General features: G+C 68.0%; 12 protein-coding genes and 2 rRNA genes (1 of these 14 running past the window's edge). 10 read left to right on the forward strand and 4 right to left on the reverse strand.

Annotated features, from left to right (window positions below; all coding sequences use genetic code 11):
• The 9 genes from KGS77_RS18675 to KGS77_RS18715 form a co-directional block, all read left to right on the forward strand.
• A 23S ribosomal RNA gene (locus KGS77_RS18675) occupies positions 1 to 1,757 on the forward strand (it extends 1,367 nt beyond the left edge of the window).
• Between the two features lie 75 nt (positions 1,758 to 1,832).
• Positions 1,833 to 1,949, forward strand: a 5S ribosomal RNA gene (gene rrf / locus KGS77_RS18680).
• Positions 1,950 to 2,020: 71 nt separating this feature from the next.
• Positions 2,021 to 2,665: an HAD family hydrolase gene (locus KGS77_RS18685; protein WP_242583350.1), complete on the forward strand. Its 645-nt coding sequence runs from the start codon at positions 2,021 to 2,023 to the stop codon at positions 2,663 to 2,665.
• Between the two features lie 89 nt (positions 2,666 to 2,754).
• Entirely contained in the window at positions 2,755 to 3,930 is a 1,176-nt protein-coding gene (locus tag KGS77_RS18690; protein ID WP_242583353.1) for an acetoin utilization protein AcuC, read from the forward strand.
• Between the two features lie 165 nt (positions 3,931 to 4,095).
• A complete protein-coding gene (locus tag KGS77_RS18695) occupies positions 4,096 to 4,911 on the forward strand; it encodes a phosphatase (protein ID WP_242587550.1) in 816 nt (271 codons plus the stop codon).
• Positions 4,912 to 5,039: 128 nt separating this feature from the next.
• Positions 5,040 to 5,249, forward strand: a complete 210-nt coding sequence (locus KGS77_RS18700) for a helix-turn-helix domain-containing protein (protein ID WP_051831566.1) — start codon at positions 5,040 to 5,042, stop codon at positions 5,247 to 5,249.
• Positions 5,250 to 5,368: 119 nt separating this feature from the next.
• On the forward strand, positions 5,369 to 5,467 hold the full coding sequence (locus tag KGS77_RS18705; RefSeq protein ID WP_003948845.1) for an AURKAIP1/COX24 domain-containing protein: 99 nt from the start codon (positions 5,369 to 5,371) through the stop codon (positions 5,465 to 5,467).
• A gap of 378 nt (positions 5,468 to 5,845) precedes the next feature.
• Positions 5,846 to 6,895: an NAD-dependent epimerase/dehydratase family protein gene (locus KGS77_RS18710; RefSeq protein WP_242583356.1), complete on the forward strand. Its 1,050-nt coding sequence runs from the start codon at positions 5,846 to 5,848 to the stop codon at positions 6,893 to 6,895.
• A 14-nt stretch (positions 6,896 to 6,909) separates the two neighbouring features.
• On the forward strand, positions 6,910 to 7,908 hold the full coding sequence (locus tag KGS77_RS18715) for a lysophospholipid acyltransferase family protein (protein WP_242583359.1): 999 nt from the start codon (positions 6,910 to 6,912) through the stop codon (positions 7,906 to 7,908).
• A 106-nt stretch (positions 7,909 to 8,014) separates the two neighbouring features.
• On the opposite strand, the gene KGS77_RS18720 is transcribed toward KGS77_RS18715, so the two are convergent.
• The 4 genes from KGS77_RS18720 to KGS77_RS18735 form a co-directional block, all read right to left on the reverse strand.
• Positions 8,015 to 9,253 (reverse strand): DUF5667 domain-containing protein, encoded by a 1,239-nt coding sequence (locus tag KGS77_RS18720; RefSeq protein ID WP_242583362.1) that lies wholly within the window; start codon positions 9,251 to 9,253, stop codon positions 8,015 to 8,017.
• A 535-nt stretch (positions 9,254 to 9,788) separates the two neighbouring features.
• Positions 9,789 to 10,571, reverse strand: a complete 783-nt coding sequence (locus KGS77_RS18725) for an ECF subfamily RNA polymerase sigma factor, BldN family (protein WP_242583366.1) — start codon at positions 10,569 to 10,571, stop codon at positions 9,789 to 9,791.
• 433 nt (positions 10,572 to 11,004) lie between these two features.
• Positions 11,005 to 12,054 carry an HAD-IB family hydrolase gene (locus KGS77_RS18730; protein ID WP_242583370.1) on the reverse strand — a complete coding sequence of 350 codons (1,050 nt, stop codon included), beginning with the start codon at positions 12,052 to 12,054 and terminating at the stop codon, positions 11,005 to 11,007.
• 172 nt (positions 12,055 to 12,226) lie between these two features.
• Positions 12,227 to 12,505 (reverse strand): glutaredoxin family protein, encoded by a 279-nt coding sequence (locus KGS77_RS18735; RefSeq protein ID WP_242583372.1) that lies wholly within the window; start codon positions 12,503 to 12,505, stop codon positions 12,227 to 12,229.
• A gap of 405 nt (positions 12,506 to 12,910) precedes the next feature.
• Here KGS77_RS18735 and KGS77_RS18740 point away from each other — a divergent pair, with 405 nt between their 5' ends.
• On the forward strand, positions 12,911 to 13,750 hold the full coding sequence (locus tag KGS77_RS18740; RefSeq protein ID WP_242583375.1) for a redox-sensing transcriptional repressor Rex: 840 nt from the start codon (positions 12,911 to 12,913) through the stop codon (positions 13,748 to 13,750).
• Positions 13,751 to 13,787: the final 37 nt, after the last annotated feature.

The following is a 13,787-nucleotide window of genomic DNA, read 5'->3' on the forward strand; positions in this document are numbered from 1 at the left end:
AATGCAGGCATGAGTAGCGATACACACGTGGGAAACGTGTGCGCCGATTGACTAAGGGTTCCTGGGTCAAGCTGATCTGCCCAGGGTAAGTCGGGACCTAAGGCGAGGCCGACAGGCGTAGTCGATGGACAACCGGTTGATATTCCGGTACCCGCTTTGAAGCGCCAAACATCGAATCAGGCGATGCTAAGTCCGTGAAGCCGCCCTGAGCTCTTCGGAGTGTAGGGGAGTGGTGGAGCCGACGGACCAGACTTGTAGTAGGTGAGTGATGGGGTGACGCAGGAAGGTAGTCCAGCCCGGGCGGTGGTTGTCCCGGGGTAAGGGTGTAGCCCGAGAGATAGGCAAATCCGTCTCTCATATAAGGGTGAGACCTGATGCCGAGCCGATTGTGGTGAAGTGGATGATCCTATGCTGTCGAGAAAAGCCTCTAGCGAGTTTCATGGCGGCCCGTACCCTAAACCGACTCAGGTGGTCAGGTAGAGAATACCGAGGCGTTCGGGTGAACTATGGTTAAGGAACTCGGCAAAATGCCCCCGTAACTTCGGGAGAAGGGGGGCCATTGCTGGTGAGGGGTCTTGCATCCTGAGCTGGTGGTGGCCGCAGAGACCAGCGAGAAGCGACTGTTTACTAAAAACACAGGTCCGTGCGAAGCCGTAAGGCGATGTATACGGACTGACGCCTGCCCGGTGCTGGAACGTTAAGGGGACCGGTTAGTGACCTTTCGGGGTTGCGAAGCTGAGAACTTAAGCGCCAGTAAACGGCGGTGGTAACTATAACCATCCTAAGGTAGCGAAATTCCTTGTCGGGTAAGTTCCGACCTGCACGAATGGCGTAACGACTTCTCGACTGTCTCAACCATAGGCCCGGTGAAATTGCACTACGAGTAAAGATGCTCGTTTCGCGCAGCAGGACGGAAAGACCCCGGGACCTTTACTATAGCTTGATATTGGTGTTCGGTTCGGCTTGTGTAGGATAGGTGGGAGACTGTGATCTCGTCACGCCAGTGGCGGGGGAGTCGTTGTTGAAATACCACTCTGGTCGTGCTGGATGTCTAACCTGGGTCCGTGATCCGGATCAGGGACAGTGTCTGGTGGGTAGTTTAACTGGGGCGGTTGCCTCCTAAAGGGTAACGGAGGCGCCCAAAGGTTCCCTCAGCCTGGTTGGCAATCAGGTGTTGAGTGTAAGTGCACAAGGGAGCTTGACTGTGAGACTGACGGGTCGAGCAGGTACGAAAGTAGGGACTAGTGATCCGGCGGTGGCTTGTGGAAGCGCCGTCGCTCAACGGATAAAAGGTACCCCGGGGATAACAGGCTGATCTTCCCCAAGAGTCCATATCGACGGGATGGTTTGGCACCTCGATGTCGGCTCGTCGCATCCTGGGGCTGGAGTCGGTCCCAAGGGTTGGGCTGTTCGCCCATTAAAGCGGTACGCGAGCTGGGTTTAGAACGTCGTGAGACAGTTCGGTCCCTATCCGCTGTGCGCGTAGGAGTCTTGAGAAGGGCTGTCCCTAGTACGAGAGGACCGGGACGGACGGACCTCTGGTGTGCCAGTTGTTCTGCCAAGGGCATGGCTGGTTGGCTACGTTCGGAAAGGATAACCGCTGAAAGCATCTAAGCGGGAAGCCTGCTTCGAGATGAGGGCTCCCACCTCCTTTGAGGGGTTAAGGCTCCCAGTAGACGACTGGGTTGATAGGCCAGATATGGAAGCGCCGTAAGGTGTGGAGTTGACTGGTACTAATAGGCCGAGGGCTTGTCCTCAGTTGCTCGCGTCCACTGTGTAGGTTCTGAAGTAACGAACTCGCCTGTGCTGGCTGGAGTTCATCTTCATAGTGTTTCGGTGGTCATAGCGTTAGGGAAACGCCCGGTTACATTTCGAACCCGGAAGCTAAGCCTTTCAGCGCCGATGGTACTGCAGGGGGGACCCTGTGGGAGAGTAGGACGCCGCCGAACAATTTTTAGGGGAAGCCCCGCACCGTATGGTGCGGGGCTTTCTGCATTTGTGCGCCGAATATCATCGGCGGATGCGATACGAGCTGATCATCTTCGACAACGACGGCGTGCTCGTCGACAGTGAACCGATTGCGAACACCGTCCTCGCGGCGTACCTCACCGAGCTGGGGCACCCCACCTCGTACGAGGAATCCATACGGGACTACATGGGCGGCGCGATTCACCGTGTGCACGACCTCATCAAGGAGCGGACCGGCCGGCTGCTGCCCGAGGACTTCGACACCACCCTCCACACCCGCACCTTCTCCGCTTTCGAGCGGTCCCTGGAAGCCGTCCCCGGCGTGACGGAGGTGCTGGGAAAGCTGTCGGCGGACGGAACCCCGTACTGCGTGGCGTCCTCCGGCAGCCATGAGCGGATCAGGGTCGGTCACCGTAAGACCGGACTCGACCAGTGGTTCGACGAGGGTCGGATCTTCAGCTCGCAGGACGTCGGACGGGGCAAGCCGGCGCCCGATCTGTTCCTGCACGCCGCCAGGGGAATGGGCGTGGCTCCGGAGCGCTGTGCGGTGATCGAGGACAGCCCGCTCGGTGTTCAGGCCGCGCTCGCGGCCGGCATGGACGTGTACGGGTTCACGGCCATGACGCCGGCGGAGAAGCTGGGCGGCGCCCGCGGGCTGTTCTCGCGCATGGAGGAGCTGCCGCAACTCCTGGGCTGATCGGCCCTCCGCCGCGGCTTCCATGGGCCGGACGGCTCTTGTGCCCACCCGATCGTCCGTGGTCGGGGAGGCCCGGTACGGTGACCGGCATGAGCGGTCGCGCGCAGTTGATGTGGGACGAGGCGGTAACGGGCTACGACTTCGGGCCCGGCCATCCGATGGACCCCGTACGGCTGGCGCTGACCATGCGGCTGGTGGAGGCGTACGGGCTCGACCGTGGCCCGGTGAAGGTGGTCGCGGGCAAGGCGGCGGGGGAGTCCACGCTGCGGCTCGTACACCGTCAGGACTACATCGACGCGGTCCGCAGGGCCTCGGCCGATCCGAAGGCCGCCGAGGCGCCCTACGGGCTGGGCACCGAGGATGATCCGGCCTTCGCGGGCATGCACGAGGCGTCCGCGCTGATCGCCGGGCAGTCTGTGGCGGCTGCGGAGGCCGTATGGCGCGGGGAGGCCCTGCACGCGGTCAACTTCGCCGGCGGGCTGCACCACGCCATGCCCGGCGGGGCGGCCGGTTTCTGCGTCTACAACGACGCGGCGCTGGCGGTGGCCCGGCTGCTGGAACTGGGCGCCGAGCGGGTCGCGTACGTGGATGTGGACGTGCACCACGGGGACGGGGTGCAGGCGGCGTTCTGGGAGGACCCACGGGTCCTGACGATCTCGCTGCACGAGCACCCGCGCACGCTCTTCCCGCAGACCGGGTGGCCGCAGGAGACCGGCGGTGACGGCGCGGCGGGCAGCGCGGTCAATGTGGCGCTGCCCGCCGGCACCGGCGACGAGGGCTGGCTGCGTGCTTTCCACGCCGTGGTGCCGGAGCTGCTGGGCGCTTTCCGGCCACAGGTGATCGTCACCCAGCACGGCGCGGACACCCATTTCGAGGACCCGCTGGCGCACTTGGCGGTGAGCGTGGATGCCCAGCGGGCGGTGGCGGTGGCCTGCCACGACCTGGCGCACGAGCACGCGGAGGGGCGATGGATCGCGCTGGGCGGCGGCGGGTACGCGGTGGTGGACGTGGTGCCGCGGTCCTGGACGCACCTGGTCGCCGTCGCGGCCGGAGCGCCGATCGAGCCGACGGCCATGGTCCCCGAGGAGTGGCGGCACGAGGTCTTCCGGCGGACCCGGCAGGCGGCGCCGCAGCGGATGACGGACGGGGGTACGGCGCGCTGGCGGGACTTCGCGGACAGCGGATACGACCCGGCCGACCGTCTGGACCAGGCGGTGCTGGCCACCCGCAGGGCGGTGTTCCCGGCGCACGGTCTGCTGCCCTGACCGTAAGGGCGACTTCCCAAAGGCGACTGTCTCAAGGGCGACTGTCCCCAGGGCGACTGTCCCCGTAAGACCAGTAAGACCCATACGAGGGGAATGTCACCTCTCAGGCATGACTACCCGTCAGTTCGCACTCGGGTCGCCGGGCAAGCCGTCAGCATGGACCGTGTGTTGGGTACGGGCGCCCTGCGGGCGCATCTGATCGGCGCGCGGCTGGCGGGGACGATCGCGACCCCGCGTGAGAAGAGCCTGGCCCGCTACCGGCTCTTCGCGGCCGGCGACCCGCGAGTACTGATCGGACTGGAGCCGGAACAGGACTGGTCGGTGTGCGAAGTGCTTCGGGTGATACAGGATAGGTGTGGGGTTTCGGCCGATCCAGCGCATACTTCCGGTCTGGATTCGATCGATCCTGACCGTACGGTCGCGGGGCTGGATGCGTTCGCCGCGCGGGTCGGTGAAGCGGCGGCCCGACGGGCGCCCGTACTGATCGGAACCGGTCATCCGCACCGCCTCTTCGGCTTCTACGCCGCGCTGGCAGACGCTCTCTCGGCGGCGGGATGCCCTGTTCTCACCCCTGCGCATGGCCGCTGTGTCGACATAGCGACCCGATTTGGGGTACGTACGTACAACCTTGACTACGTACGGGGAGTCGCGCTGATGCGCGAACCAGGCGTGCGGCGCACCGCGCGCGAGCCGGGCGTACATACGCACTCCCCCCTCCCGGTTCGTACCGCCCTGGGGGCTGCCGCAGACACTTGTGGACCCCTTCCCGAGCTGGTGATCGGGGACCACGGATGGGTCTGCGGAGCAGGTCAGCTCGGCTTTGAGGCCATCGGCCTGGCGGATACGGACGACCCCGCACTGTTCGTCGGACAGGCCGAGGGGCGGGTGTCCGCCGTAGTTCCGCTTGATGACGCTGTGCGGTCTGGTTACTACCGACCGCTTACTCGCTATGTACTCAATCGAGCGTGTCTGTCACAGTAGGCGGCCGATAGCGGCTCCTCTTCCCCACTCGCATCACCCGCCCCTAACCTGGGGAGTGAGCGCACAGCGACGAGGAGTCACCGGAGGGGAAGCCGGTGCCCGTCATGTGCGGAAGGTTCAGGTGTGTCATGGCTGCAGAGCAGAGGCCTCTGAATGAGGTCGTGTTCCTTACCGTGGCGGAGGTCGCCACGGTAATGCGAGTGTCGAAGATGACCGTGTACCGGTTGGTGCACAGCGGTCATCTGCCGGCGATCCGAGTGGGGAGGTCGTTCCGGGTGCCGGAGCAAGCGGTTCACGACTACCTCCGTGAGTCTTATGTGGGGGTGGAGTCGGCCTGAGGAGACCCCACGGGACCCTCGGATTACGCCGTAGGCTCGGCGGCAGGTAGGCTGGCCCGATGTAGGTAGTGTGGGCTCGGACGCCCCGCACCGAGTATTCGAAGTGAGCGAGGGTAGTCGTGGGCTCTGTTATCAAGAAGCGGCGCAAGCGGATGGCCAAGAAGAAGCACCGCAAGCTGCTCAAGCGCACCCGTGTTCAACGTCGTAACAAGAAGTAAGCGGCGCTGATCGCGATTACGCAGCCCCCCACCACGGCATGTGGTGGGGGGCTGCGTTGCGTTGTGGGCCGTTCGGGACACCTCGGAGGAGACCGCCGGAGGACGTCGCCGGGCGGCGGACGGAGGGGGCGCCCAGAGGGACGGTCACAGGTGTCGGACAGAGGCGTGGGGCACAGGCGTGGGACACGGGCACCGGGCAGAGGGAGCAGAGGAAGCGGGCCGCGGAAATTTCTGTCCGGCGGGTACCGCCAGGCTTGGGCCAAGGCTTGAAATGTCGCTCTGGGCAGCATGCGGTCATCACAGCGCAACAACGAGCCGATAGCGTGGCCGCGACAGCTCGGCTCACATGAGAACGAGGGTGGGAAGGAAGGGCTGATCTTGGGAAAGGTCGTGCTCGTCACCGGAGTCGCGCGGCAATTGGGGGGCCGGTTCGTACGACGTATCCAGCGCGACCCCGATGTCGACCGGGTGATCGGGGTGGACGCCGTACCGCCGGAGCACCACCTTGGCGGCGCCGATTTCCTCCAGGCCGACATCAGGCATCCGGCCATTGCCAGGGTGCTGGCCGAGACGGGCGTGGACACCGTCGTCCATATGGACATCAACGGCACGCCCCTGGGAAGCCGGGGCAGCCGGGCCTCGGTCAAGGAAGTCAACGTCATAGGGACGATGCAGCTCCTCGGCGCCTGTCAGAAGGCGCCCAAGGTCAAACGGCTGGTGGTGAAGTCCTCCACCAGCGTGTACGGCTCCGCGCCGCGTGACCCCGCCGTCTTCACCGAGACCACCCCGCCCAAGTCGCTGCCCGGCGGTGGCTTCGCCAAGGACACCGTGGAGGTCGAGGGGTACGTACGGGGCTTCGCGCGGCGCCGCCCCGACGTGGCGGTGTGCGTACTGCGCTTCGCCAACATCCTGGGGCCGTGCGCGGACTCCCCGCTCGCCGAGTACTTCTCGCTGCCCGTACTGCCCACGGTCATCGGCTACGACCCACGGCTGCAGTTCCTGCACGAGGACGACGCGATCGAGGTGCTGCGGACGGCTGCGGCCAAGCCGCGGCGCGGCACGCTCAACAGCGGCACGTTCAACATCGCCGGCGAGGGCACGCTGCTGCTGTCGCAGTGCTCGCGCCGGCTGGGGCGGCCCACCCTGCCGCTGTTCCTGCCGACCGTGACCTGGGCCGGCTCGACGCTGCGCGCCCTGGGCTTCACCGACTTCTCGCCGGAGCAGATCCGGATGCTCACCCACGGCCGGGTCGTCCATACGGCCCAAATGCGCGAGACACTGGGGTTCCACCCGAAATACACGACGGCGGAGACCTTCGCGGAGTTCGTCCGCAGCCGCGGCCCCGGACTGCTGCCGCCGGAGGTCCTCGCCCGTACCGTCGACCGGCTCGCCGCCGTGCTTCCCGCACGCAGCGGCCCGACCCAGTGAGGAGTTCACCCACGATGGCGGACGCCAAGGTCATCCCCTTCGGCGAGGAGCCCCGGTCACGAAGGAGGATCAAGCGGTCGGGGCGGGGGGAAGACGGGGCGGGGCTGGCTCCCGTACCCGGACCGCGGTACCGGGACCCGGAGCCGTCGCCCGGCGCGCCGGGCGCTATACCGCCGTCCTGGGAACGGCGCATCGCCGGTGGCCTGAGCTTCCTGCGCCGGCGGATCACCGGCGAGTACGAGGTCGACGACTTCGGCTACGACGCGGAGCTGACCGACCATGTCCTGATGTCGCTGCTGCGGCCCTTCTACGAGAAGTACTTCCGGGTCGAGGTGAAGGGCATCGAGAACGTCCCGGCCGACGGCGGCGCGCTGATCGTCGCCAACCACTCCGGGACGCTGCCGCTGGACGGGCTGATGCTCCAGGTCGCCGTGCACGACACCCACCCCGCCGAGCGCCATCTGCGGCTGCTCGCCGCCGATCTGGTGTTCGTCCTCCCGGTGATCAACGAGCTGGCGCGGAAGGCCGGGCACACGCTCGCCTGCGCGGAGGACGCGCAGCAACTGCTGGAGCGCGGGGAACTCGTCGGGGTGATGCCGGAGGGGTTCAAGGGGATCGGGAAGCCCTTCGCGGACCGCTACAAGCTCCAGCGCTTCGGGCGGGGCGGGTTCGTCTCGACGGCGCTGCGGGCCGGGGTGCCGATCGTGCCGTGCTCGATCGTGGGCGCGGAGGAGATCTATCCGATGATCGGGAACGCCAAGACGCTGGCGCGCGTCCTGGGGCTGCCGTATTTCCCGGTCACCCCGACCTTTCCGTGGCTCGGGCTGCTGGGGATGGTGCCGCTGCCCACCAAGTGGACGATCCAGTTCGGAGAGCCGATCGCGACGGACGGCTATCCGCCGGAGGCGGCGGACGATCCGATGCTGATGTTCAACCTGACGGACCAGGTCCGCGAGACGATCCAGCACACGCTCTACAAGCTGCTGGTGCAGCGACGTTCGGTGTTCTTCTGATGTCCTCGGCTGTCGGGCCCTGGTAGGTCCTGGCAGGTTCTGGCAGCGGGACACCGGAGGACCGGGGACGAAGAGCGCCGGGTGCGGGCGCTCTTCGTCCCCGGCTCTACTTCGGCCCGCTCTCGCCGTCGATGCCCAGGTCCGGGAGGAGACCGGGGATCAGTGGCGGGAGCGTGACGTCGGGCGGGATCGCCTTCTTCTTGTCGCCGTTGCCCCTGCCCTTGCTGTGGTGGTCCTCCGACGGGGCGGGGCTGCCGGGGCCGTGTGACGGCGGGTCGAACAGGCCGCCCGTACTGCCGCCGAGCAGGCCCTCGTCCTCGGACGAGGAGGACGGGGCGGGCCGGGGACGGCGGGCGCTGTCGGACGCACCGGCGGAGGGCTTCGTTCCGGGGCGGGCCGACGGACCCTGCCGGCCGCCCGTGCCCGTGTCACCGGGGGAGTGCGGCGCACTCCGGCGGGCGTTCTTGCCGTCAGGGGCGGGCGGCAGCAGCGAGCGCAGCGGACCGACTTCCTGGTCTATGGCGTCGAAGACCGAACTGACCTCCTGGCCGACGTCCGTGAGCTGCGCCGGCAGGCGGTCGCGCAGCCGGGTCCAGTTCTCGCGGTGCGACCTGGTGAAGGAGTTCAGCGCCTGGATGGGGTCGAGCGAGCCGTCGCGCTGGTAGACCTCGTGCAGCAGGCGGTGGCCCTCGGCGGCGTCCTGTTTGACGCCGGACAGCGCCCGGCGGATCTCGCCGAGCACTTCGTGGTCCAGGAGACCGGACCGGCCGCGCTCCATGAGGCGCAGGGCCTCCAGCATGCGGGTGGCCGCCTGGTCCAGGAAGAGCCGGCCGCGGTCGGAGTCGCCCTCGGCCAGCCCGAGTCTGAGGTCCTCCATGCCGCGCTTGAGGCCGTACAGGGAATCGCCGGGGAGCGCGTCCGAGCTGGCCGCGGCCACGCCGCTGAAGGCACCGGCGGCCACGCCGACCGTCAGACCGCCCGCGGCCAGCCCCTTGGACAGCCGTGACCTCGGCCGCAGCCTGCCCAGTGATTTCGTGGCGCGGTGGCTCCCGCGGGCCCCGCGCTGCGGCGGCACCCGCGTCTCCTCGGACGGGGCGCCGTCCCCGGCGAACGCGGCCTCCATCGCCGCGATGAGCTGGGCTCGCTGGACGGTCTTGACCTCGGGGTCCAACTCGGGCCTGGGGAGTTCGGCGAGGCTGTCGGCGACCGCCAACAACCTCGTCTCCCCGGACACTTCCGCCGATGCGCCGACCAGGTCCTCGGCCGCCTCGCCCTGAAGGACCTGATCCTCCAGGGCCTGGGCGAAGGCGTTGGCCCGCCGGTGCACCGAGACGTTGGCGATCACGGGCGGCACCTCCTCTCGTCATCCCGCTCGACTCCCCGGACTGGCTTGACTATCCAGACGGGCCGGAAGGTTGCACGCCTTGTTCGCGTCCACTCGATCGAGTGAGAAGCTGCGGGCATGGCGTGACCGCAGGGAGCCTGCATCCCGCACAACGAGCGGCGCGGCACTCGGGTTACGCACTCACGATGATGTGACCGACCGGTCATGAACGGTCACGTGAAGTCAAGGGCTGTCGGAATGTGTACCCAAGCGTCAGCCGAGGTCAATGAGGGGCGAGTCGCGGAAAAACACGGGTGGCTCGCGTCAACGCGGTGTATGAGAGGCGGTGCGTGGGCCGTCGGCGGTTCGGGGCGGCGATGCGTCGTCGGAACGCCGGTGTGATGTCCATGCGGTCCTGGGGCGCCGGTGGGTTGCCGGGGGTCTGCCGGCGGGGTCACCGGGCGGTGCGTCGAAGAACGGGTGCTGCGAAAAACGGGTGGGTCGTACGGGCGTGTCGTACGGCTCGGGGCGCGGTGGCGGTCGGGTGCGCCGGCCGTCAGCGGGCGTCGTCCGGGAGGAGCCGCGCCAGAGTGCGCACCGCCCGGTACTGGAGGGTCTTGATCGCGCCCTCGTTCTTCCCCATGACGCGCGCCGTCTCGGCGACCGACAGGCCCTGGAGGAAACGCAGGGTCACGCACTCCTGCTGCTGGGGATTGAGCTTGCGCACCGCCTCCAGGAGGGCGGCGTTGGAGAGCGACTCCAGTACGGAGTCCTCCGGGCTGCGCTCGACCTCGTTGGCGTCGAGCATCTCGCCGGTGGTCACTTCCAGGCGGAAGCGCGAGGACTTGAAGTGGTCGGCCACCAGGTTGCGGGCGATGGTCACCAGCCAGGCGCCGAAGTCACGGCCCTGCCAGGTGAAGGTGCCGATGCGGCGCAGGGCGCGCAGGAACGTCTCGCTCGTGAGGTCTTCGGCGGTGGCCCGGCCGCCGACGCGATAGTAGATGTAGCGGTAGACCGTATCGGCGTACTGGTCGTAGAGGCGCCCGAAGGCGTCGGCCTCGCCGGCCTGGGCGCGTTCGACGAGGTCCATCATGCGACGGCTGTCGCTGTCGGCGGGGCGTCGGGCGGTGGACGTGCCGGTGCCGGAGCGCCGGGTGCGGCCGGTCTTGCTGCCGACTGCCGCGCTCCCGTCGGCCAGGGCGTAGCACGGGCCGACGGGGACGGCTGTGGCGAATGCGGGGACGGCGTACGCGGTGGGGACGAAACTGCGCAGGTGGTCGACGAGTGTCGTACGCAGCGTAGCCAGGCCCGAGGCGTCAACCCCGACGTGTGGGTACACGGGACTCCCAGAGGCAGAGCTTCCATCACGTGCAGTGCGGGACCGTTCACTCGTCGTAGGGACGTGTGGGTACCGGTTTGCGTCTGAGGAGAATAACGCTTCGTACAGGCAGCGCTACACCCAGTTGCTCAAATCATCGATTACTTCTGATCCGTTACGCATTGTTGTCGTTCCAAGTATCGAATCTTGAGCAGGTATTGATCGGAAGGGAGCGTGATCTGCCTGGTTGCGGGGCGTGTTGTGGCGAACCGTCAGCAACGGGACTGGCGGGGGCACGGTGGGGTATGCAGAGTGATTGCCTGCGGCCCGCCGGCGGCTCGGCGCGGCGGGCAGGCGGGGACGTGGCGCGGTGGCGGCGCCTCGGAGGTGGCGTGCCTCGGTGGCGGTGAGTGCTGGCGGTGAGCCCCGGGGGTGGCGCGGCGTGTTGGGTGCCTCAGTGGCGGCGGCGCTGGAGGGCGACCGCGGCGGCGGCCCCGCCCGCGAGCGCGCCCACCCCGGCCGCAGCCGGGATGCCGATCCTGACCGCCTTGCGGCCCGTACGGTAATCACGCAGCCGCCAGCCGTTCTCGCGCGCGTGCTTGCGCAGCCGGCTGTCCGGATTGATCGCGTACGGATGGCCGACGAGCGAGAGCATCGGGATGTCGTTGGCCGAGTCGCTGTACGCCGCACAGCGGGACAGGTCCAGACCTTCGGCCGCGGCCAGTGCCCGTACGGCCTCGGCCTTGGCGGGGCCGTGCAGCGGCTCGCCCACCAACTTGCCGGTGTAGACGCCGCCCACGGACTCGGCCACGGTCCCGAGCGCGCCGGTCAGCCCGAGCCGCCGGGCGATGATCGTCGCGGTCTCCACAGGGGCCGCGGTCACCAGCCAGACCTTCTGGCCGGCGTCGAGGTGAGCCTGGGCCAGGGCGCGGGTCCCCGGCCAGACGCGCTCGGCCATGTACTCGTCGTAGATCTCCTCGCCGATGGACATCAACTCGGAGACCCGGTGGCCCTGGACGATGGACAGCGCGCTGTTGCGTACGTCCTGCATGTGCTCGGGGTTCTCCGAGCCGGCCAGCCGGAAGTAGATCTGCTGCCAGGCGAAGCGGACCAGTTCGCGCTTGTGGAAGAAGTGCCGCTTGTACAGGCCGCGGCCGAAGTGGAAGAGCGCCGCGCCCTGCATGACGGTGTTGTCCAGGTCGAAGAACGCGGCGGCCTTGGCGTCGCCGACGACCGGGAACTCCGGCTCGGCGGGGGCCCGGCCTTCCTTGCTGTCCTTGCCGCTCCTGCCGTCCTTGCCTTCGCGGCCGTCCCTGGAGGCACCGGTGCCCAGGGCATCCGAGGCCGCGGCCCGCGTCCGCGCGTCCTCGGCGGACCGGGCCTCCTGTGCCTCGGCCTCCAGCGAGGACTTGCGCGCGGCCTCGGCCGCCGCTTCGCCCGCCAGCACGCTCCGTGCGGTGGCGGGGCGCCTGCCGCGGGTGAACCATCGCGTCGGAAGGGGCATTCCGTAGGAACTCCTGCCGGTGTGGGGATCGGGCGACGGGTGGGCCATACCCGCTAGCCTAGCCAGTTTGTTCGGTGCACCCGGTTACGGCCGTATGTCCGGCGGACCTGCCGCGGGCGACGGTCGCGTTACGGCCATTACGGACCGGTAGGTGCCCCTGCGCCGCGGCCCGTCAGGCGCCCAGTGCCCGGCGCAGCCGCTGCGGGTCCACCCGCCAGAAATCATGGGGCGCGCCGTCCACCAGGACGACCGGAATCTGCTCCCAGTACTTGCGGTAGAGATCCGCGTCCTGAGTGATGTCCTTCTTCTCCCAGGAGGCGCCGGTCTCGGCGCAGACCTTCTCGATCACGTCCTGGGCCACGTCACACAGGTGGCAGCCGGGCTTGCCGATGAGGGTGACCGTGCTGTCGGCGGGGTTCTTGCGGGGGCCGCGGCCGAAGAGGGAAGCCATGCCCGCCATTGTGCCCACAGCGGCGCCCGGACCGCCGCGCCGGGGCTGTCTCCGGGTGCTTCAAAGGTGCGGAACCGTCCTCGTAGAGGTTCGGAACCGCACTCGCTGTCGATTACCATCGGTGGGCGATTTGTAGGTGTCCGGGGGCATAGCGGTGAGGAGTGAGAGCGCGTGCTCCCGTCGGCGCACCCGGATCACCGGCGTGAAGCATGTGACCGGGGTGAACGGCGTGACTGGGAAGTTGGTTCCGTCGAAGCCCGTAAAACCCGGGTGACGCCGGTCACTTTGCCCGGACAAAGCGGACACCATCTTTGTGCACGCGTTCACAAAGGCATAGCCTGCGTTCGACGGGGTGGTCCTGGGACAAGGTGCCGCCCACAGCCTCGCTCTACCCGCAGGAGCACCGTGGCAACTGGCCGAACTCACCGACCGGCGACCCGAAGCCGAGGAATTCCCGAGGCCACCGTCGCCCGGCTTCCGCTGTATCTGCGTGCCCTGACCGGCCTCTCCGAGCGCTCGGTCCCGACGGTCTCCTCCGAGGAGCTGGCCGCCGCCGCGGGGGTCAATTCCGCCAAGCTGCGTAAGGACTTCTCCTACCTCGGCTCGTACGGCACGCGCGGTGTGGGCTACGACGTGGAGTACCTCGTCTACCAGATCTCCCGCGAACTCGGCCTCACCCAGGACTGGCCGGTCGTGATCGTCGGCATCGGTAACCTCGGCGCCGCGCTCGCCAACTACGGCGGCTTCGCCTCCCGCGGTTTCCGGGTGGCCGCGCTGATCGACGCCGACCCGGCGATGGCGGGCAAGCCCGTCGCGGGCATCGCCGTGCAGCACACCGACGAGCTGGAGCAGATCATCGCCTCCAACGGCGTGTCGATCGGTGTGATCGCCACCCCCGCGGGCGCCGCCCAGCAGGTCTGCGACCGCCTCGTGGCCGCCGGTGTCACCTCCATCCTGAACTTCGCGCCGACCGTGCTGTCGGTTCCGGACGGCGTCGACGTACGCAAGGTCGACCTGTCGATAGAACTGCAGATCCTGGCCTTCCACGAGCAGCGCAAGGCGGGCGAGGACGCGGCGCCCGAGGCGGCGCCGGCCACCCCGGCCCGTTCGAGCGCGCCCGCGGCCGAGCGCAAGGAGCTGCCCGGCGAGGTGTCCGCGGCCGAGCGCAAGAGGCTGGACGGGGACGCGCCCGCGGCCGAGCGCAAGGGACCCGACGGGGATGTGCCCGCCGTGATGCCGGCATGAGCGGGCGCGGCGTGCGGACCACGGAAAACACGAAGAA

This window comes from Streptomyces sp. MST-110588 (assembly GCF_022695595.1).
In the GTDB taxonomy this organism is placed as follows: domain Bacteria; phylum Actinomycetota; class Actinomycetes; order Streptomycetales; family Streptomycetaceae; genus Streptomyces.